The sequence below is a fragment of the Bradyrhizobium sp. USDA 223 genome, assembly GCF_044909005.1.
Taxonomy (GTDB): Bacteria; Pseudomonadota; Alphaproteobacteria; order Rhizobiales; family Xanthobacteraceae; genus Bradyrhizobium; species Bradyrhizobium yuanmingense.
The window spans coordinates 1,456,672-1,476,032 of record NZ_JBIYDR010000001.1 but is presented as its reverse complement, the minus strand read 5'-3'; the positions used below and the strand labels follow the sequence as shown (position 1 = coordinate 1,476,032).

At 65.4% G+C, this 19,361-nt stretch carries 24 protein-coding genes; 11 read left to right on the top strand and 13 right to left on the bottom strand.

Annotation, left to right across the window (positions count from 1 at the left end):
• Window positions 1-90 precede the first annotated feature (90 nt).
• From ABIA40_RS06520 to ABIA40_RS06510, 3 genes are read left to right on the top strand one after another with little or no spacing between them, the layout of a single operon-like run.
• The gene (locus ABIA40_RS06520; RefSeq protein WP_404540004.1) at window positions 91-426 is read left to right on the top strand and encodes an ArsR/SmtB family transcription factor; all 336 of its coding nucleotides are present in this window, start codon (window positions 91-93) and stop codon (window positions 424-426) included.
• A complete protein-coding gene (locus ABIA40_RS06515) occupies window positions 423-884 on the top strand; it encodes an SRPBCC domain-containing protein (protein ID WP_404540001.1) in 462 nt (153 codons plus the stop codon). The genes ABIA40_RS06520 and ABIA40_RS06515 overlap by 4 nt, the downstream gene beginning before the upstream one ends.
• A gap of 15 nt (window positions 885-899) precedes the next feature.
• Entirely contained in the window at window positions 900-1,313 is a 414-nt protein-coding gene (locus ABIA40_RS06510; RefSeq protein ID WP_404539998.1) for a GFA family protein, read from the top strand.
• Window positions 1,314-1,339: 26 nt separating this feature from the next.
• Here the strand turns inward: ABIA40_RS06510 and adhP are convergent, their stop codons facing one another.
• From adhP to ABIA40_RS06495, 3 genes are all read right to left on the bottom strand, one after another.
• On the bottom strand, window positions 1,340-2,365 hold the full coding sequence (gene adhP, locus ABIA40_RS06505; RefSeq protein WP_404539995.1) for an alcohol dehydrogenase AdhP: 1,026 nt from the start codon (window positions 2,363-2,365) through the stop codon (window positions 1,340-1,342).
• 131 nt (window positions 2,366-2,496) lie between these two features.
• Window positions 2,497-2,907 (bottom strand): DUF2000 family protein, encoded by a 411-nt coding sequence (locus ABIA40_RS06500; RefSeq protein ID WP_404539992.1) that lies wholly within the window; start codon window positions 2,905-2,907, stop codon window positions 2,497-2,499.
• A gap of 65 nt (window positions 2,908-2,972) precedes the next feature.
• Complete coding sequence (locus tag ABIA40_RS06495; RefSeq protein WP_404539989.1) at window positions 2,973-3,362, bottom strand: DUF4189 domain-containing protein; 390 nt, start codon at window positions 3,360-3,362, stop codon at window positions 2,973-2,975.
• Window positions 3,363-3,660: 298 nt separating this feature from the next.
• On the opposite strand from ABIA40_RS06495, the gene ABIA40_RS06490 reads away from it, so the two are divergent.
• Window positions 3,661-4,452, top strand: coding sequence for a hypothetical protein (locus ABIA40_RS06490; protein ID WP_404539986.1), 792 nt, complete (start codon window positions 3,661-3,663; stop codon window positions 4,450-4,452).
• Window positions 4,453-4,471: 19 nt separating this feature from the next.
• Here the strand turns inward: ABIA40_RS06490 and ABIA40_RS06485 are convergent, their stop codons facing one another.
• From ABIA40_RS06485 to ABIA40_RS06450, 8 genes are all read right to left on the bottom strand, one after another.
• Window positions 4,472-6,076 carry an NTP transferase domain-containing protein gene (locus ABIA40_RS06485; protein ID WP_404539983.1) on the bottom strand — a complete coding sequence of 535 codons (1,605 nt, stop codon included), beginning with the start codon at window positions 6,074-6,076 and terminating at the stop codon, window positions 4,472-4,474.
• The gene (locus ABIA40_RS06480; RefSeq protein ID WP_404539981.1) at window positions 6,073-6,774 is read right to left on the bottom strand and encodes an XdhC family protein; all 702 of its coding nucleotides are present in this window, start codon (window positions 6,772-6,774) and stop codon (window positions 6,073-6,075) included. The genes ABIA40_RS06485 and ABIA40_RS06480 overlap by 4 nt, the downstream gene beginning before the upstream one ends.
• A gap of 2 nt (window positions 6,775-6,776) precedes the next feature.
• The gene (locus ABIA40_RS06475) at window positions 6,777-7,100 is read right to left on the bottom strand and encodes an XdhC family protein (RefSeq protein ID WP_008564652.1); all 324 of its coding nucleotides are present in this window, start codon (window positions 7,098-7,100) and stop codon (window positions 6,777-6,779) included.
• Window positions 7,101-7,110: 10 nt separating this feature from the next.
• Window positions 7,111-8,313: a VWA domain-containing protein gene (locus ABIA40_RS06470; protein ID WP_404539978.1), complete on the bottom strand. Its 1,203-nt coding sequence runs from the start codon at window positions 8,311-8,313 to the stop codon at window positions 7,111-7,113.
• A 147-nt stretch (window positions 8,314-8,460) separates the two neighbouring features.
• On the bottom strand, window positions 8,461-9,384 hold the full coding sequence (locus ABIA40_RS06465) for a MoxR family ATPase (RefSeq protein ID WP_036027789.1): 924 nt from the start codon (window positions 9,382-9,384) through the stop codon (window positions 8,461-8,463).
• A 62-nt stretch (window positions 9,385-9,446) separates the two neighbouring features.
• The gene (locus tag ABIA40_RS06460; RefSeq protein WP_404539976.1) at window positions 9,447-10,253 is read right to left on the bottom strand and encodes an FAD binding domain-containing protein; all 807 of its coding nucleotides are present in this window, start codon (window positions 10,251-10,253) and stop codon (window positions 9,447-9,449) included.
• Between the two features lie 27 nt (window positions 10,254-10,280).
• A complete protein-coding gene (locus ABIA40_RS06455) occupies window positions 10,281-10,766 on the bottom strand; it encodes a (2Fe-2S)-binding protein (protein ID WP_014494194.1) in 486 nt (161 codons plus the stop codon).
• 149 nt (window positions 10,767-10,915) lie between these two features.
• Window positions 10,916-11,362 (bottom strand): carbon monoxide dehydrogenase subunit G, encoded by a 447-nt coding sequence (locus ABIA40_RS06450; protein WP_126260910.1) that lies wholly within the window; start codon window positions 11,360-11,362, stop codon window positions 10,916-10,918.
• Window positions 11,363-11,534: 172 nt separating this feature from the next.
• Between ABIA40_RS06450 and ABIA40_RS06445 the strand changes: the two genes are divergently transcribed.
• The 3 genes from ABIA40_RS06445 to ABIA40_RS06435 all read left to right on the top strand — a co-directional run bounded on the left by ABIA40_RS06445 (window position 11,535) and on the right by ABIA40_RS06435 (window position 14,205).
• Window positions 11,535-12,890 carry a 3-carboxy-cis,cis-muconate cycloisomerase gene (locus tag ABIA40_RS06445; RefSeq protein ID WP_404539973.1) on the top strand — a complete coding sequence of 452 codons (1,356 nt, stop codon included), beginning with the start codon at window positions 11,535-11,537 and terminating at the stop codon, window positions 12,888-12,890.
• Between the two features lie 28 nt (window positions 12,891-12,918).
• Window positions 12,919-13,701: a 3-oxoadipate enol-lactonase gene (gene pcaD / locus ABIA40_RS06440; RefSeq protein ID WP_404539970.1), complete on the top strand. Its 783-nt coding sequence runs from the start codon at window positions 12,919-12,921 to the stop codon at window positions 13,699-13,701.
• Window positions 13,702-13,812: 111 nt separating this feature from the next.
• The gene (locus tag ABIA40_RS06435; protein WP_404539967.1) at window positions 13,813-14,205 is read left to right on the top strand and encodes a carboxymuconolactone decarboxylase family protein; all 393 of its coding nucleotides are present in this window, start codon (window positions 13,813-13,815) and stop codon (window positions 14,203-14,205) included.
• Here the strand turns inward: ABIA40_RS06435 and ABIA40_RS06430 are convergent.
• Window positions 14,167-14,706, bottom strand: a complete 540-nt coding sequence (locus ABIA40_RS06430) for a hypothetical protein (RefSeq protein ID WP_404539964.1) — start codon at window positions 14,704-14,706, stop codon at window positions 14,167-14,169. The two genes, ABIA40_RS06435 and ABIA40_RS06430, sit on opposite strands and share 39 nt — an antisense overlap.
• 321 nt (window positions 14,707-15,027) lie before the next feature.
• Window positions 15,028-15,195: a hypothetical protein gene (locus tag ABIA40_RS06425; RefSeq protein ID WP_271544864.1), complete on the bottom strand. Its 168-nt coding sequence runs from the start codon at window positions 15,193-15,195 to the stop codon at window positions 15,028-15,030.
• Window positions 15,196-15,460: 265 nt separating this feature from the next.
• Between ABIA40_RS06425 and ABIA40_RS06420 the strand changes: the two genes are divergently transcribed.
• Genes ABIA40_RS06420 through ABIA40_RS06405 form a run of 4 tightly spaced genes read left to right on the top strand, consistent with a single transcriptional unit; the run spans window position 15,461 to window position 19,274 of the window.
• Entirely contained in the window at window positions 15,461-16,378 is a 918-nt protein-coding gene (locus ABIA40_RS06420; RefSeq protein WP_271544866.1) for an ABC transporter permease subunit, read from the top strand.
• A gap of 12 nt (window positions 16,379-16,390) precedes the next feature.
• Window positions 16,391-17,710, top strand: coding sequence for a high-affinity branched-chain amino acid ABC transporter permease LivM (gene livM / locus ABIA40_RS06415; protein WP_271544868.1), 1,320 nt, complete (start codon window positions 16,391-16,393; stop codon window positions 17,708-17,710).
• Window positions 17,707-18,540, top strand: a complete 834-nt coding sequence (locus ABIA40_RS06410) for an ABC transporter ATP-binding protein (protein WP_271544870.1) — start codon at window positions 17,707-17,709, stop codon at window positions 18,538-18,540. Before livM ends, ABIA40_RS06410 begins: the two co-directional genes overlap by 4 nt.
• Window positions 18,537-19,274, top strand: coding sequence for an ABC transporter ATP-binding protein (locus tag ABIA40_RS06405; protein WP_271544872.1), 738 nt, complete (start codon window positions 18,537-18,539; stop codon window positions 19,272-19,274). Before ABIA40_RS06410 ends, ABIA40_RS06405 begins: the two co-directional genes overlap by 4 nt.
• The last annotated feature ends 87 nt before the right edge of the window (window positions 19,275-19,361 follow it).

Sequence of the window (19,361 nt, the reverse complement as noted above, 5' to 3'; positions counted from 1 at the left end):
ACTGACTAGTCAGTCATAGTCAAGAGCCGTGACACTATCGTCAGATGAATTAGTATTGACTAATGCATTAGCGCCCGCTAATTTGAATTCATGATTGAAGTCGCTCCAAACCCCGTCACCACCGTGATGCGCGCCCTTGCCGATCCGACCCGCCGCGCCGTGTTCGAGCGTGTGTTCGAGAGCAAAGAGATCAGCGTCGCCGAGCTGACGCGCGGCAGCGGCGTCACCCAAGGCGCCGTCTCGCAGCACCTGAAATCGTTGAAACAGGCGGGCCTGGTCGCCGAGCGCGCCGAGGGCCGCAACGTCTATTACCGCGCCGCGCCGCAAGGACTGGAGCCGCTGGTCACCTGGATGGACCATTACGGCGTCTTCTGGCGCGAGCGTTTCCAGAACCTGCGTGACCTTTTGAAGGAGATCGACCCGTGAGTGCTGCCGCCTTGAAAGCCGACACCAGAGACATCGTCATCGACGAGGTCTTCCCCCACCCAGCCCAGACGATCTGGAAGGCGTTGACCAGCGCACAGCTGATCGGGCGCTGGCTGATGCAGCCGACCGGCTTTGAAGCCGTCGAAGGCAAGGAATTCACCTTCCAGACCAAACCGGGGGGCAACTGGGACGGCGTGATCCATTGCCGGGTTCTGGAGGTCGTGGCTTTCAGCCGCCTCGTCTACGCCTGGAAGGGCGGCGACGAGCGCAACACCGGCTATGGCGCGCCGCTCGACACCGTCGTGACCTGGTCCCTCACCCCGGTCGAAGCCGGCACGCGGATCCGCCTCGTCCATGCGGGCTTCGTCCTGCCCAGGAACGAGTCGGCCTACACGGTGATGAGCGGCGGCTGGAAGCAAGTGGTTCGCAAGCTCGATGAGATCAGCGGCGAAGATTGAGCGGGAGATATCGCGGTGGAGAAACCCTATACCGGCGGCTGCGCCTGTGGCGCGATCCGCTATTCGATCGAAGGGGAACCCCTCTTCAGCAATCACTGCCAGTGCCGGGACTGCCAGCGGGAAAGCGGCAGCGGCCATGGCTCGTACGCGACCTTCGCGCGCGCCGGTGTCACGCTGACGGGCGATGCCAGGCACTGGGACATGGTTGCCAACAGCGGCAAGGTGAAGACGCGCGGCTTCTGTCCGCAGTGCGGCGTAGCCGTCTACATGACCTTCGCGGCGCAGCCTGACGTGTTCACGATCCGCGCGGCGAGCCTCGACGAGCCCGCCCGCTTCAGGCCGCAAGCGGTGACTTTCGCCGCGCGCGGCCATGAGTGGGACCCTATCGACCCTGGCCTGGTGAAATTCAACGGCATGCCGCCGGGGTGAGCAGTGCGTGACCTTCGCTCGCGACACTAACCAAAATCCAGCACCATGCGGCCGTCGATCTTGCCGGCCTTCATACGGTCGAAGACGTCGTTGATTTGCGCGAGCGGCACCTTGGTCACCTCGGCCTTGACCTTGCCGTCTGCAGCGAATGCGATGGCTTCGTCGAGGTCACGCCTCGTGCCGACGATGGAGCCGCGCACGGTGATGCGCTTGAGCACGACGTCGAAGATCGGCGTCGGGAATTCGCCCGGCGGCAAGCCGACCAGGCTGACGGTGCCCTTGCGGCGCACCATCTTGAGCGCCTGCGCAAAGGCCGGCGTCGAGACCGCGGTCACCAGCACGCCGTGGGCGCCGCCTCCCGTCGCCGCCAGCACCTTGTCCACCACGCCGGCCGCAAGCGCGTTCACGGCGAGATCGGCGCCGGTCTCTCGAGCGAGCTCGAGCTTGTCCTCGGCGATGTCGATGCCGACAACCTTCAGCCCCATCGCCTTGGCGTATTGGATCGCGACATGGCCGAGCCCGCCGATGCCGGAAATCACGACCCACTCGCCGGGCTTGGCCTCGGTTTCCTTCAATCCCTTGTAGGTGGTGACCCCGGCGCAGAGGATCGGCGCGATGGCCGCGAAATCGATCGTCGCCGGCAGCTTGGCGGCGAAGGCGGCCGAGGCGATCACATATTCGGCAAAGCCGCCGTTGACGCTGTAGCCGGTGTTGTGCTGGTGCTCGCACAACGTCTCCCAGCCGGTCTCGCAATATTCGCACGACATGCAGGCGTCGTGCAGCCAGGGGACCCCGACGGCATCGCCGACTTTCAGATTCTTCACGCCGGGCCCGAGTGCGGCGACGATGCCGGCGGCTTCGTGGCCGGGGATGAAAAGCGGCACCGGCTTCACCGGCCAGTCACCGGAGGCGGCATGCAGATCGGTGTGACAGACGCCGCAGGCCTTGACCTTGACCAGAACCTCGCCCGGACCGGGCTGCGGCACCGGCACGTCCTCGATCACCAGCGGCTTGCCGAACTGCTTGACGATTGCAGCTTTCATGGTCGGCATCGGTCTGCTCCTCTGTGCGTTGCGAAGCAGAATAGCGCCGCCGCCCGGCGCACCTTTGACGGGAGTCAAACAGCACAAAGTTTGCGCAAGCGTGACATCACGATGACGGCGTAAGGCAGTTGCCGACTCGCTCAGCTATGGAACTTGAGACCGTCGACGATCTTGTCGATCACCTTCCGCTCGGCGCGCATCGCAATGCCGACGAGATTGAGGTCGCTGCGCGCAACCGCCCTCACCACCTCGCGGTTGGCGGCATCATGCGTCGTCTTGAACATGTCCTCGGTGTAGACCGCCGCCTTGACGTTGCGGGTGAGCGCGCGGTCCAGCGCGCGCGACAATGCAGGACCATCGGCCCCGTAGATCAGGATCGGTTGGCCGATCATCGCATGATATTTTGTGCCTGAGGCGTCCTCATAAGGATCGCCGATGCATTCCGGAAAGGCCGCGGCGATGCCGCTGGTGAGGAAGGAGGCTACGTTCAGCTTCTGCCAGGCCTGAAGATCGGTACGGATCACGACCGCGATCTTGGTGTCGAACTGCATGTATTCCCTCGACTGTCTTCCCGGGACGATGCTACGCAACGCCCCATCACGACAGCAAGAGAAAATCACCCCTTGGCATCGCAGGCCCAGGCGCGGATCACGCATTCCTTGCCGCCGTATTTGTAGCATTCGCGCGTGGCGGCGTTGAGCGAGGCCGAGATCTTCGGCTTGACGGCGTAGCCATAGGCGCCGCAGGGATTGGTCATATCGACCGACATCGCGGCACAGGCGCGCTTCATCGTCACGGTGGTGCAATCGCCTTTGCACTGTTTCTGCGCGGCGGCGCGGGCCTCGTGCTCGTGGCCATAATCATAGGCCTGGCCATAAGCGCCGCACTTGCCGACCGCAAAGGCGCCGGCGGCCTGGGCTTCTGTCATATAGCGGGCGCCGGAAACACAGACGGACAGCGCAAAGAAAAACATCGCGCAACGGCGCGCGACGACGTTCGAAGCCATGGAAAAACCCCTCACCCCCAAGGCAGGTGGCGGCAACTCTAAGCGGGGGTCGTTTCCAGATGGTGAACGGGTACTTGAAAAGCCGCGTGATCGAACAAGCCGTCGCTTCGGGAGGGTGGCGACTTGTCCGCCGACGTCGTAGAGCTGCGGTGGACGATGGCCGGCCGGCCTATCCCGCTGCGGCGATGCTCTCGATTACGGGATGCGACCTGTCGAAGACATCGCATGCCCGCCCCTCTGGCATCATTGCGGCCGCCCAGATAGGCTCACCGCCGTGGCCCGGGAGAAGCCTGATCGCATGAGGTTCTTGTCACTTGTCATACTCGCCATCCTGTCGGCGGCAGATACCTGTTTCGCCGACCAACAAAGCAGCCTGTTTCGCGACGCCTACGCCTGTCCGAGTCGGGGACGTTCTTCCGTCTGCGTCTACGGGACGATCCCGAAGGACGCGCAGGTCACGGTGATCGCCAAGGGCTGGAAGAGCACGGCCCAGCCGAAGGAAAGGTTCTCGAACAAGAACGAGGAATTCCAGAACGGCATAGCGACGAGTACACGGCTGCAGGTCGCGACCCAGCCGCCGAAGGGCGCGTCGATGATCGCCGTCCTGGCTCCGGCGGACGCCGTCAACGAAATTAGGCTCGAGGAAATTCAGGACCGGGCTCTGGTCCAACGAATTGGCGAGCACATCAAGAGAACCAAGGAGCTCAAGCTCGCACCGGACATCCGCCTGCTGCAGACACGCCTGCTCAGACTTTCACCGACGATCCTGCTCTCAGAGACGTTTCTCAGCGCCCCCAACGAGGTGGCCGAACTGACCAAGCAACTTCCAAGCGGTTGCGAGGTCTGCCAGAAAGTACCGCTGGTGGTCGGAACAAACCTCTACGACCTCTTCAGGGAAGTCCGCCCCTCGCAGCAAAACGACACAGACCGCATTTGCGGCAGCATCAAGCTGGCCTTGACGCTATCCGGCCGAACCTATGCGCTCAGCAACGCTTTCATCTGCGAAAGCGATGCCATGTCGGCAACGCTGGTGCACGACCTTTCGGGATCAGCTCCAAAGCTGGTCCTCAAGACGGTGGGCGGCCTTTAGCAACCTTGCAGGGTGGGAATCAGCCCCGCCGTGCCGCCTCCAGCGCCTGCGGCGTGTCGATGTCCAGGAAGGCGCTCTCGCCGTCGACGGGCACTTCGGCGACCGCTTCGGTGTGCTTGGCGATCAGATGCCGCGCGCCGATGTCGCCGTCGAGCGTCATCAGCTCCCTGAAGAAGCGGCGCGACCACAGCACGGGGTTGCCGCGGCGGCCCTCGCTGACGGGCACGACGATCAGATTGCCGCGGTCGGGCGCGAAACTGTCGATGAGCCTGTCGATCAGGCCGGAATCGATCAGCGGCATGTCGCCGAGACACACAACCGCGCCGTCGCAGCTCTCGGGCACGGCCGCGATCCCGGCCTTCACCGAGCTGGCGATGCCGCCGGCGAACTCCGGATTGCGGACGAATGTCACCTTCAGGCCTTGCAGCGCCTGCTCGACGAGCTCGGCCTGGTGACCGGTGACGACGATCACCTCGGATGCCCTGGAGGCCAGCGCCTGCTCGGTCGCGAGGCGCACCAGCTTCTTGCCGTCGAGCTCGGCGAGCAGCTTGTTCGGCCCGCCCATCCGGGTCGAGCGTCCCGCCGCGAGCACGATGGCCGCGACCTGGCTGTTGCCCTCGGTCTCCGGCTTGGCGCGCGGCTGCGGCCGCGTCACGATCTCCATCAAGAGGCCGCCGACGCCCATGCCCATCAGCTCGGACCGCGTCACCTTGATGCCGGCGAGAAGCCGCATCAAGACCCAGTCAAAACCGTTCTCGACCGGCGAGCGCGCGCAGCCCGGCGCGCCCAGCACCGGCACCTCGCCGGCGCGGGCGATTAGCAGGAGATTGCCGGGGTCGACCGGCATGCCGAAATGCTCGATCTCGCCGCCGATGCCGGTGACAGCCGCCGGAATCACGTCGCGGCGGTCGGCAATCGCGGATGCGCCGAACACGATCACGAGCTCGGCGCCGAGGCCGAGCAATTCCTTGATCGCGGCCGACAGCGCCTGCTCTTCATGTGGGACCCGGCGCTCGGCAATGATGCTGGCGCCGGCCGGCGCCAGCCGTTCGGCGGTAACGCGCAGGGTCTTGTCGATCACCTTGGTGGACAGGCCCGGCAGCAGCGTCGAGACCACGCCGACGCGCTTGATCACGTAAGGCGCGATCTTCAATACGTCCTTGCCCGCGGCCCTCACCGCGGCATCGCGCAAACGCGCCTCGACGCCGAACGGGATGATCTTGACGGTGCCGACCATCTCGCCCTCGACCACCGGCTTGTAGGCGGCGAGCGTGGCAAAGGTGATGGCTTCGTCGATGTTGTTGATGCGGTCGACCGCGGCGCGGTCGATCACCAGCACGCCCCCTCGCGCGGCGAACAGATTGGCACGCCCGGTGAACGCGCGCTCGACATGGATGCCCTCGCCGCCGATGGCGAGCGCGATGCTGGCGGCCGCAACGTCCTCGGAGACGTCGCCCTCCTCCATGCGCACCACGACGATGTCCTTGATGCCGGCGCGCTCCAGCGACTCGACCTCGGCAGGTCCGATCGTCGTGCCCTTCTTCAGCACCAGCGATCTCTGGCGCAGGGTGTGGACGGTCACCCCGCCAATCGCGTCCCTCGGGCTCGCCGGGCCAAACTTCATGCCGCTTCTTCTTTTTCCTTGGGAGGCAGCCGAAGCACGGCCGTGATCTCGGCCATGATCGCCACCGCGATCTCGGACGGCGAGACCGCGCCGATCGCTAGCCCAATGGGCGCGTGGATGCGCGCGATGTCGCTTTCCCTGGCGCCCTGCGCCCGCAACCGGTCGCCACGCTTGGCATGCGTCTTCCGCGAGCCGAGCGCGCCGATGTAGAAGCAATTGCGCTCGAAGGCGTGCAGCAGCGCGGGATCGTCGATCTTGGGATCGTGAGTCACCGCAACGAACGCGGTATAGGCATCGACATTGAGCGGCGGCAGCGCCGTGTCGGGCCATTCGGCGATCAGCGGAATGTCGGGAAAGCGCTCGGGGCTCGCAAAGGCCGTGCGCGGATCGACCACGGTCACGTCGTAGCCGAGCGAGCGCGCCAGCGGCGCCAGGGCCTGGCTGATATGGACCGCGCCGATGATGACGAGCTTTGCCGTCGGCGCGTAGACGTTGAGGAACAGCTTCTTGCCGCCTGCCTCGACGCTGGCGCTCTTGCCCATGCGAAGCTGCTTCTCCAGCTCGGAGCGCAGCGGATCCCCGGCGAAATCCTTCGCCTTCACCAGCCGCTGCTCGCCGCTCTCGGTGTCGGTCACCAGAATGACCGGCCGGCGCGCGGCGCGCTCGGCATTGAGTTCGTGCAGGATCTGGAGCTTCACGGCTAGCCGACCTTCTCGACGAAGACGCGGATGGTGCCGCCGCAGGACAGCCCAACGTTCCAGGCGGTCTCGTCGGCGACGCCGAACTCCAGCATCTTTGGCTTGCCGCTCTCGATCACGTCCATGGCCTCCGTGACCACGGCGCCCTCGACGCAGCCGCCCGAGACGGACCCAAGAAATGTGCCTTCGTCGTTGATGACGAGGCTGGAGCCCGCGGGGCGCGGCGCCGAGCCCCAGGTTTCGACCACCGTCGCCAGCGCGACGCCACGGCCGGCCTTCTGCCAGTCCTCCGCCGCCTTCAGGATGTCCTCGTCGCGATCAAGCATGGCTGGCCTCTCAAGCTGCGGAGCGGATCAGGCTGCGGTGATGCGGCGGCAGCGGCTGGGAGAGCGTCGTGATCAGCTCCTGGATCGAACTCAAATTATGTACCGGGCGGAATTCGTCAACGTGGGGGAGCATCATTTTGATGCCCTGCGCCTTGGCCTCGAAGCCGCCAAACCGCAGCAGCGGGTTCAGCCAGATCAGCCGCCGGCAGGACCGGTGCAGCCGGTCCATCTCGAAGGCGAGCTTGGAATCGGCCTCCCGTTCCAGCCCGTCGGAGATCAGGAGCACGATGGCGCCCTGGCTCAGCACCCGCCGTGCCCACAATTTGTTGAAGTTGTGCAACGAGGCCGAGATGCGGGTGCCGCCGGCCCAGTCCTCGACCGAGGCCGAGCAGCTCGCCAGCGCCTCGTCCGGGTCGCGCTGGCGCAGCGCGCGGCTCACATTGGTGAGGCGTGTGCCGAACAGGAATACCGAGACGCGCTTGCGCGCATCCGTGATGGCATGCAAGAAATGCAGGAACAGGCGGGTGTACTCGCTCATCGAGCCCGAGATGTCGAGCAGCGCCACGATCGGCGCCGGCTTCTCGATCCGTCCGAGGCGATGGATGTCGATGATGTCGCCGCCGGTGCGGAGCGATGCGCGAAGCGTGCGGCGGAGGTCGAGGCGCAGACCGCGAGCATCGGGCCGTTGCCGGCGCGTCAGCAGCTCGGCCTGCGGCAGGTGCATGCGCTCGATGGCACGGAGCGCCTCGGCGATCTCCGCCGCGCTCATCTGCGCAAAATCCTTCTTCTGCAGGATCTCCTTGTCGGAGACCGACAGGCGCAAATCCTGCTCCTGGTGCTGCGGCGTCTCGGTCATGCGCGGCTGCGCCATCGCCTCCTGGACGCGGCGGGCGCCGGCTTTCGGCTTCTTCTTGGCCTCGTCCGGCAGCGGCACCGAATCCAGCATGTGCTTCCATTCTTCCGAAGCGCGGAAGAACAGGTTGAAGGCTTGGCTGAAGATCAACGCATGCTCATGGCGCTTGACGAAGATCGCCTCGAGCGTGGTGAAGACGTCGGCGCGGCTGCCGATCTCGATCACCTGCAGCGCGCTCATGGCATCGATGACCGCGCCCGGCCCGACCGGCAGGCCGGCCGCACGCAGCGCGCGGGCGAAGCCGACGATGTTGTCGGCAAATTGCTCGGTCTTTTCGGGGGCAAGGTGGTTGATGGCCATTGGTCTCGTATCCATCCCCTCGTCATTCCGGGGCGCGCCACTTGGCGCGAGCCCGGAATCCATTCATCCACCGTCGCCGCTGCCCGATGGATTCCGGGCTCGCGACTTCGTCGCGCCCCGGAATGACGAACTCAATTTGACGCGAGATCAGTTCTCGCTCGTCGCGTCCTTCAGCACCTTCTGCAGCGTGTCGCCCTGCATGCGGGTGATGTCGTCCTGGTACTTGAGCAGCGCGCCCAGCGTGTCGCCGACCACTTGCGGGGTCAGCGAGCGGGCATCGAGCTCCGACAGCGCCGTGGCCCAGTCGATGGTCTCGGCAACGCCCGGCGACTTGTAGAAGTCCTGGTTGCGCAGCGCCTGCACGAAGCGCACGACCTGCTGCGAAAGCTTGGCGGAGATGCCGGGCACGCGTGTCTTGACGATCGCGAGCTCGCGCTCGGCGGCGGGATAATCGACCCAGTGATAGAGGCAGCGCCGCTTCAGCGCGTCGTGGATCTCGCGGGTACGGTTGGAGGTGATGATGACGATCGGCGGATGCGGCGCCTTCACGGTGCCGAATTCGGGGATGGTCACCTGGAAGTCACTGAGGATCTCGAGCAGGTAGGCCTCGAACGCTTCGTCGGCACGGTCGAGCTCGTCGATCAGCAGCACCGGCGGACCGGCGACGTCAGGCTCCAGCGCCTGGAGCAGCGGCCGCTTGATCATGTAGCGGTCGGCGAAGATATCGCTCGAAAGCTGATCGCGATCAGTGTCGCCCGCGGCTTCCGCCATCCGGATCGCGATCATCTGCGACGCGCTGTTCCACTCATACACCGCGGAGGAGACGTCGAGGCCTTCATAGCACTGCAGGCGGATCAGCTTCCGCCCCAGCGCCGCCGAGAGCACCTTCGCGATCTCGGTCTTGCCGACGCCGGCCTCGCCTTCCAGGAACAGCGGTCGGCCCATACGCAGCGACAGATACGTCACTGTCGCCAGCGAGCGCTCAGCGAGATAGCCGCGCGACGTCAGGAGTTCGAGCATCGCATCGACCGATGCCGGCAAAGCACCGGAAGAAGTGGCCGCTGAAGTCATGAAAAAGCCAGTCTCGCTACGCCCTCACCGGGGACAGGTCTGGACCGAGGAATGAGGTCAGCTCATTCCTTGGCATTGGCGGCATCGACGGCGCGCCGCGTCAGCACGCCGATGAGATGCGCGCGGTATTCGGCGCTGCCGTGGATGTCGCTGTTGAGGCCTTCTGCCGGTACGGCGATGCCCTCCAGCGCCTTCGAGGCGAAGCGCTTCTTCAAGGCTTCCTCGAATGCGGTGATGCGAAACACGCCTTCGGAGCCCGCACCGGTGACGGCAACGCGCACGTCCGAAGGACGCCGCGCCACGAACACCCCGACCAGCGCATAGCGCGAAGCCTGGTTGCGGAACTTGACGTAAGCGGCCTTCTTCGGCAGTGGGAACATCACCTTGGTGATGATCTCATCCGCTTCGAGCGCGGTCGTGAACAGGCCCTGGAAGAACTCTTCCGCCTTGAGGCGGCGCTTGTTGGTGACGATGGTGGCCCCGAGCGCGAGCACTGCGGCCGGATAATCGGCGGTCGGATCGTTGTTGGCGAGCGAGCCGCCGATCGTGCCCTTGTGACGCACGGCGGGATCGCCGATCTGGCTGGCGAGATTCGCCAGCGCCGGAATGGCCTCACCGACGATGGCGGAGCTGGCGACCTCGGCATGCTTGGCGGTGGCGCCGATCACCAGCGAGCGGCCCTTCATCTCGATCGCATTGAGCCCCTCGATATGGGAGAGGTCGACCAGGTGCGGCGGGCTCGCGAGGCGCTGCTTCATGACCGGAATCAGTGTGTGGCCGCCGGCGATCACCTTGGCGTCCTCGTTCTTCACCAGGAGGTTGGCCGCCTGGCGAACGGTCCCAGGGCGATGATATTTGAATTCGTACATCTGTATGTCCTGATCGCGGGAGGCGCGTTACGCGAGGTCGGATTTGGCCATCGCCTTGGCGCCGGCGGAGATCGAGGCGACGATGTTCTGGTAGCCCGTGCAGCGGCAGAGATTGCCTTCGAGCTCCTCGCGAATGGTGTGGTCGTCGAGCTCATGGCCCTTGCGGTGCACGATATCGATCGCGGTCATGATCATGCCGGGCGTGCAGAAGCCGCACTGCAGGCCGTGGTGCTCGCGGAAGGCCTCCTGCATCGGATGCAGCGGCGCGCCGTCGGCAGCCAGCCCCTCGATCGTCTTGACCTCGTGGCCGTCGGCCATCACCGCAAGCGTGGTGCAGGACTTCACGGCCTTGCCGTCGAGATGCACGACGCAGGCGCCGCACTGCGAGGTGTCGCAGCCGACATGGGTGCCCGTCAGCCGCAGATTCTCGCGCAGGAATTGCACCAGAAGCGTTCGGGGGTCGACGTTGGCCGTCACAGGATTGCCGTTCACGATGAGGGAGATTTTTGCCATAAGCACTCTCTGTCAGCGCCCCGACGGGTCCCGTCGAAGCGGTTCTTATAATTATTCCAACCCATCATATGGGCCATTATGCCCCGGGGCAACATCACCCCGGGCGCAAGGCGCCATGCCGAAGGCGCTATGCTAAGGGTATTGGACCTTCAGCTCTGTACGGCCTTGGCGAAGTTCGCGAAAAACTCGTCGGCCAGCTTCTTGGCGGCACCGTTGATGAGGCGCTGGCCGAGCTGCGCCAACTTGCCGCCGATCTGCGCCTCGACGTCGTAGGAGAGCAGCGTGCCGCCGTCCTTCTCGGCGAGCTTGACCGCCGCGCCGCCCTTGGCGAATCCGGCCACCCCGCCCTCGCCCTCACCGGAAATCTTGTAGCCGTTCGGCGGGTCGAGATCGGACAGCGTGACCTTGCCCTTGAAGCGCGCCGACACCGGCCCGACCTTCATCTTCGCCGTCGCGCGGAAGCCGCCGTCGTCGGTCTTCTCCAGCTCCTCGCAGCCGGGGATGCAGGCCTTCAGCACCTCGGGATCGTTGAGCTTGGCCCACACGGCCTCGCGCGGCGCCGCAAGCTGGACTTCGCCGTTCATTGTCATGGCCATGAGGGTGCCTCCCGGATCGCGTAACTATAATGCTGATCAAGTAACGCAGCGAAGCGGCAAAGGAAAGACCGGCGCCCGGTCACGTGCAATGCATATTCGCAACTGCAAAATGACGTGTGCGGGCGGTGGGGGATTGGCAGGACCGGGCCATGATGATTAGGTCGCGCGCAACATGAGCACATCCATCTCCCCCCTGCTCGCACCGATGCTGTCGAGCGCCGCCATGCGCGCGGTCTGCGACGATCGGTCGACCTTGCAGAACATGCTCGATTTCGAGGCAGCCTTGGCACGCGCCGAAGCCGCCAGTGCGGTGATTCCCGCATCCGCCGTCGGACCGATCGAGGCGGCGTGCAAGGCCGATGGCTTCGACATGGCCGCACTGGCCGAGGCCGCGACGCGGTCGGGCAATCTCGCGATTCCCCTGGTCAAGATGCTGACCGCCAGTGTCGGCAAGAAAGACGCGGAGGCCGCGCGCTACGTGCATTGGGGCGCGACCAGCCAGGACGTCATCGACACCGCGACCATGCTGATGCTCCGCGCCGGCATCGCGGCGCTGGATGCCGACCTCAGCCGCGCCATCAAGGGCTTTGCCGCACTGGCGCGCAGCCATCGCAACACCGCGATGGTGGCGCGGACCTGGCTCCAGCACGCGCTGCCGATGCCATTCGGGCTGAAGGCCGCCGAATACGCCTCGAGCCTTGCCCGCGCCCGCTGCCGCCTGCGGCGGCTCTCCCGCGAGGGCCTCGCGCTGCAATTCGGCGGCGCCGCCGGCACGCTCGCGGCGCTCGGCGACAAGGGGCTCGCGGTGGCCGAACGCCTGGCGCAGGAGCTCGATCTGCCGCTGCCCGAGGCGCCCTGGCATACCCATCGCGACCGCATCGCCGAGGCCGCATCCTGCTTCGCCATTCTCGCCGGCAGCTGCGGCAAGATCGCGCGCGACGTCTCGCTGCTGATGCAGACCGACGTCGCCGAAGCGTTCGAGCCGGCCGGCGAAGGCCGCGGCGGCTCCTCGACTATGCCGCACAAGCGCAACCCGGTCGCAGCCGCGAGCGCGCTGGGCGCTTCCACCATGGCCCCGCAGCTCGCCGCGACAATCTTCGCCGCCCAAGTGCAGGATCACGAACGCAGCGCAGGCCCCTGGCACGCGGAATGGCCGACGCTGCCGCAATTGATGCTGGTCACGTCAGGCGCGCTGGCTGCCGTCGTCGACATCGCCGAGGGTCTCGAGGTCGATGCGGCGCGCATGCGCAGCAATCTCGATGCGACGCATGGGTTGATCATGGCCGAGGCCGTCACCTTCGCGCTCGCCGAAGCCATCGGCAAGAGCGATGCACATCATCTCGTCGAGGCCGCGAGCAAGCGTGCCGTCGCCGAGAAGAAGCATCTGCGCGAGGTGCTGTCGGCCGATTCGCAAGTCACCGCGCACCTTACGGCGGAAAAAATTGCGGCATTGTTCGAGCCGATGGCCTATCAAGGGGCGTCACAGGCGCTGATCGACCGCCTGCTCGACAACCTCGACCGCGAATAAGAACCGCAAGATACGACGGAGACGCCGCATGCCCATGATCGATGCCGACGGATGCCTCCTCAACGTCTCCGTGGAAGGCCGCGACGGCGGGCCGACCTTGATGCTGTCGAACTCGCTCGGCTGCACGCTGCAGATGTGGGAGCCGCAGATGAAGGCGCTGACGCAGGTGTTCCGCGTCATCCGCTACGACCGCCGCGGCCACGGCAAGTCCAACGTCCCGCCCGGCCCCTACACGATGGAGCGCTTCGGCCGCGACGTGCTTGCGATCCTCGACGATCTCAACATCGAGAAGGTGCATTGGTGCGGCTTGTCGATGGGCGGCATGGTCGGGCAATGGCTCGGCGCCAATGCGCCCGAACGGTTCGGCAAGCTCATCCTCGCCAATACGTCCTGCTACTACCCCGATCCAACAAACTGGCACAACCGCATCAAGGCGGTAAAAGAGGGTGGCATCGCCGCGGTCGCGGACGCCGTGATCGCGGGCTGGCTCACCCAGGATTTTCGCGAGCGCGAACCTGCGATCACCGCGAAGATGAAAGCGATGCTGCTCGCCTCGCCTGTCGAGGGTTATCTCGCCTGCTGCGAGGCGCTGTCGGCGCTCGACCAGCGCGCGCTGCTGCCGAAAATCAAAAGCCCGACGCTGGTGATCGCCGGCCGCCACGACGTGGCGACGCCGATCTCGGCGGCCGAATTGATCCGCTCCAGCATTCCCGGCGCCAGCATGACCATCATCGACGCCGCGCACATTTCGAACGTCGAGCAGCCGCATGCGTTCACGGATGCGGTGGTGGGGTTCCTGACGCAGCGCTAGCAACAACCCGTCATTGCGAGGAGCGTAGCGACGAAGCAATCCAGTCCGTCTCCGCGGGCACATTTCTGGATTGCTTCGCTGCGCTCGCAATGACGAAAGAGGAGAAACACCATGGACGACCAGAAGCGCCGCGATGGCGGCATGAACGTGCGCCGCAAGGTGCTGGGCGATGCCTGGGTCGACAAGTCGATCGCGAACCGCAACGCCTTCAACACCGACTTCCAGGACCTGATCACCCGTTACGCCTGGGGCGAGATCTGGACGCGGCCGCATTTCGACGAGCGCACGCGCCGCGTGCTGGTGATCGGCACCATGGTCGCGCTCGGGCAATGGGACGAATTCCGCCTGCACGTGCGTGCGGCGCTCGCTGAGGGCGGCTTCACGCCCGAGGACATCAAGGAGATCCTGCTGCAGCAGGCGATCTATTGCGGCGTGCCGGCCGCCAACCACGCCGTCAAGGAAGCCTCAGCGATTGTGCAGGAGCTCGGCCTGCTCAAGACCTAGAGGCTGAAGATTCGGCGGTGCGGCGACCTCGGCCACCTTCGGCGCAGCTGCCGGCTTCTCGATCACGAGCACGACCGCGGCACCGAGCAGCATCAGGAGCTCGGTGGCGTGCAGCCGAAGCGCAGCCAGCTCGCCGACCTTCGAGGCCATCACCATGCTGGCAAAGGAGATCAGGCTGCCGATTGCCAGCGCAATACCGAGCGCCTCGTCGCTGCCGCCGCCCTTGCGGGTGCGGGGAATGCAGAGCAGCACGAGGTAGATCGCAAAGAACGCCACCACGGTCAGCCGTCCGAGCGCCAGCAGCCAGGCGGCACGTACCGTGTCCATGCCCGCCATCTGCAGATGGTCGCTCAGGTACAGCGCCACCGCGACGCTCGGCCGCTCGTAGAGGCCGCGCACGGGCGCCACGATGATGCTGAAGGCTATGAGGCTCCAGACGGGAATGAAATAGGCCGCCAGCAGCGCGCCGTTGACCGAGCCGATCCGCCAGTTCCTGAACATGCCGCTTCCCGCCTGGTTTGCCGAGCCTTCGATGGAAGGCGGCGGCCATGCCGGAGCTAACTCGCATCAGACTGTGGCGGCAATTTAAACCCTTTGTTTACCTTAACTGCCCGCCCGCTTTCGTCATTCCGGGGCGGCTCGCAGAGCCGAACTATGGTGCACAATTGCACAGCCGAGAATCTCGAGATTCCCCGGTGCGCAGTTGCGCACCTGAGGTCTGGTGCTGACGCACCTCCCGGAATGACGGGCAAACGATGGCCCCAAGAAAAAAGGCCCCGCCTTCCGGCGGGGCCTCTCCTCACTCCTGGGTTCCCAAACTCGCTATTCCTGGTCGCGCTGGCCGCCCTGCTGCTGGCCCGGGCGATCGCCCTGGCGCGGATCCTGCTGCTGCTGTCCGGGTTTCTGACCCCCACCCTGCTGCTGCCCGGGGCGCTGCTGGCCGGGGTTCTGGTTCTGCTGACCCGGATTCTGGTTCTGCTGCTTCGTCATTCGGGGAAACTCCCTTGTTGGACGTCAGAGGCAAGACAACGGCCTGCATCCACTTTGGTTGCCTTGGGGACCAGGTTCCTCGCAGGACCGAGGGAACCCGGCACTGAAATGATCTCTGTACAAGCCTTAAGGCGGAGACCGGGCCAGTTGCAGCCGCCAGTTCCCTCCTGTTACAAAACCTGGTGAACGCTCAAGGGCTGCCGGGGCCCAAGAACTCTCTGCAAGAGCTCCCTTTGAGCCGCGTCAAGTTTGGGTACGGCAGCTTATGGATTATTTCGCCCAGCAGCTCATCAACGGCCTCGTGCTCGGCTCAATCTACGGCCTGATCGCGATCGGCTACACGATGGTTTACGGCATCGTCGGCATGATCAACTTCGCCCATGGCGACGTCTTCATGATCGGCGGCTTCATCGCCCTCATCACCTTCCTGATCCTGATCTCGCTCGGCCTCACGGCCGTTCCCGTGATCCTGCTCTTGGTGCTGCTTGTCTCGATGGCGATCACGGCGCTCTATGGCTGGACTATCGAGCGCATCGCCTACCGGCCGCTGCGCCATTCCTTCCGCCTCGCCCCGATGCTGTCGGCCATCGGCATGTCGTTCGTGCTGACGAATTATTCGCAAGTGGCGCAAGGCGCCCGGGTCAAGCCGATCCCGCCCGTCATCACCGGCGGCTATACGCTGCATGAAAGCGCGGACGGCTTCGTCATCCAGCTCTCCAACATCCAGATCATCGTCGTCATCACCACCATCGTGCTGCTGGCCATCTTCACCTGGCTGGTGTCGAACACCCGGCTCGGGCGCGACATGCGCGCCTGCGAGCAGGATCAGACCATGGCGGCGCTGCTCGGCGTCAACGTCGACCGCACCATCTCCATGACCTTCGTGATCGGCGCGGCGCTCGCCGCCGTCGCGGGCCTGATGTACCTGCTCTATTACGGCCTGGTCGACTTCTTCATGGGCTTCGTCGCCGGGATCAAGGCCTTCACGGCCGCGGTGCTCGGCGGCATCGGCTCCCTGCCCGGCGCCATGCTCGGCGGGCTTTTGATCGGCCTGATCGAGACGTTCTGGTCGGCCTATTTCTCGGTCGAGTACAAGGACGTTGCGGCGTTCTCGATCCTGATCGTCGTGCTGATCTTCATGCCGACCGGCCTGCTCGGCCGTCCCGAAGTCGAAAAAGTCTAACGGATCGGCCGCGTGACAGCACCCTCGACCCACACGACCAAACCTGCAACGGGCACCGCCGCCCTCCTCAAGACCGCCTTCATCAACGCCCTCATTGCGCTGGTGCTGTTCTCGCTGATGGTCGGCATCCGCACCGAGGCGGGGCCCGAGGGCCAGCTCACCTACTGGACGCGATTCGGCGAGCTCGCCTCCCTCGTCGCCGCGGTGTTCGGCGGCTCGATCGCGATCGAGCTGCTCAGGCAATGGATCGGCCCTGCCGGCACCGAGACGCTCGTGCCGCCGGCGGTGCAGAAGGGCATGTCGCTGGTCGGCCGCTATCTTGCGCCCGCGCTGCTGATCTTCACGCTGCTGGTGCCCGTGATCTTCTATAACCAGCGCTATATCCTCGACCTCGCCATTCTCGTGCTCACCTATGTGATGCTGGGCTGGGGCCTCAACGTCGTGGTCGGGCTCGCCGGCCTGCTCGATCTCGGCTACGTCGCGTTCTATGCGGTCGGCGCCTATTCCTATGCGCTGCTCGCCACCAATTTCGGCTGGTCGTTCTGGATCTGCCTGCCGCTCGCCGGCATCCTCGCCGCATTCTGGGGCGTGCTGCTCGGCTTCCCCGTGCTGCGCCTGCGCGGCGACTATCTCGCCATCGTGACGCTCGCCTTCGGCGAGATCATCCGCCTCGTCCTGATCAACTGGCAGGATCTGACCGGCGGACCGAACGGCGTATCCGGTATTCCGCGTCCGACCCTGTTCGGCATTCCGCTCGACAGGAGCGACGATGGGTTGGCCGCCCTGCTCCGCATCGAGTATTCGCCGACCCACCGCATCGTCTTCCTGTTCTATCTGATCCTGGCGCTGGCGCTGCTCACCAATTGGGTGACGATCCGCCTGCGCCGGCTGCCGATCGGGCGCGCCTGGGAAGCCTTGCGCGAGGACGAGGTCGCCTGCCGCGCGCTTGGCATCAACACCACGACGACCAAGCTCACGGCGTTCGCGACCGGCGCCATGTTCGGTGGCTTCGCCGGCGCCTTCTTCGCCACCCGGCAGGGCTTCATCAGCCCGGAATCGTTCACCTTCCACGAATCGGCGCTGGTGCTCGCCATCGTCGTGCTCGGCGGCATGGGCTCGCAGCTGGGCGTCGCGCTGGCGGCGCTGACCATGATCGGCGGGTTCGAGCTGTTCCGCGGCCTCGAAAACTATCGCATGCTGGTGTTCGGCTGGGCGATGGTGCTGATCATGATCTGGCGGCCACGCGGCCTGGTCGGCCATCGCGCGCCGACCGTCTACCTGAAGAAGTCGCAGGCCATCTCCTCCGACCTCGTCAAGGAAGGCCACGGATGAGCCGCAGCACGATCCTCAGCGTCGACCGGCTGACCATGCGCTTCGGCGGCATCGTCGCCGTGCAAGATCTCTCGTTCGCCGCCGAGCGGAAGAAGATCACCGCGCTGATCGGGCCGAACGGTGCCGGCAAAACCACCGTGTTCAACTGCATCACCGGCTTCTACAAGCCGACCGGCGGGTCGATTCGCCTGACCCATGACGACGGCAGGGAAATCGCGCTGGAGCGGCTCAACGATTTCCGCATCGCCAAGCAGGCCAAGGTCGCCCGCACGTTCCAGAACATCCGCCTGTTTCCCGGCATGACGGCGCTGGAGAACCTGATGGTGGCGCAGCACAACGCGTTGATGCACGCCTCGGGCTTCACCTTGCTCGGCCTCGTCGGCGCGCCCGCCTACCGCGAGGCCGAAAAGCGCGCGATCGATCTTGCCACCGACTGGCTGAAGCGGGTCAACCTGCTCGACCGCGCCGACGATGCCGCCGGCAATTTCGCCTATGGCGACCAGCGCCGGCTGGAAATCGCGCGCGCGATGTGCACCGAGCCCGCGCTGCTGTGCCTGGACGAACCCGCCGCCGGCCTCAACGCGCGAGAGAGCGCGGCGCTGAACGAGCTCCTGCTTTCGATCCGCAACGACCTGGGAACGTCGATCCTCCTGATCGAACATGACATGTCGGTGGTGATGGAGATCTCCGACCACATCGTGGTGATGGATCACGGCGTGAAGATCGCACAAGGCACGCCGCGCGAGGTGCGCGACGATCCCAAGGTGATCGCCGCCTATCTCGGCACCGACGAGGAAGAAGCCGCGGCCGTCATGGAGAGCGGATCGTGACGGCGGCGCCCCCCCTGCTCGCGATCCGGGGCCTGCGCGCGGCCTACGGCAAGATCGAGGCTCTGAAGGGCGTCGACGTCGACATCAATGCGGGCGAGATCGTGGCGCTGATCGGCGCCAACGGCGCCGGCAAGTCGACGCTGATGATGACGATCTTCGGCAAGCCGCGCGCCCGCGCCGGGCAGATCCTGTACGAGGGCAAGGACATCACGGCCGTCCCGACCCACGAGATCGCCCATTTGCGCATCGCGCAGTCGCCCGAAGGCCGCCGCATCTTCCCGCGCATGAGCGTCGCCGAGAACCTCCAGATGGGGGCCGACGTCACCGAGAGCACGCCGGCGGAACGGGAGAGCACGCTCGAGCGCGTGTTCGCCCTGTTTCCCCGCCTGAAGGAGCGTTTCGCCCAGCGCGGCGGAACCCTGTCCGGCGGCGAGCAGCAGATGCTCGCGATCGGCCGCGCCTTGATGAGCCGCCCTCGCCTGCTCCTGCTCGATGAACCCTCGCTGGGGCTCGCCCCGCTCATCGCGCGGCAGATTTTCGACGCCATCCGCACACTGAACCGGCAGGACGGCCTGACCGTGCTGATCGTCGAGCAAAACGCCAACCATGCCCTCAAGCTCGCCCACCGCGGCTATGTCATGGTCAATGGCCTGATCACGCTGGCCGGCAGCGGCGCCGAATTGCTGCAGCGCCCCGAAATCCGGGCCGCTTATCTGGAAGGCGGACGGCACTAACCCGGGCCCCGCCCTGCGCGAGGATGCGGCTAGATATCTTGGCGTATGCCCGTATTTTGCCGGTGACTTCTCCTCGAATTCATTCAA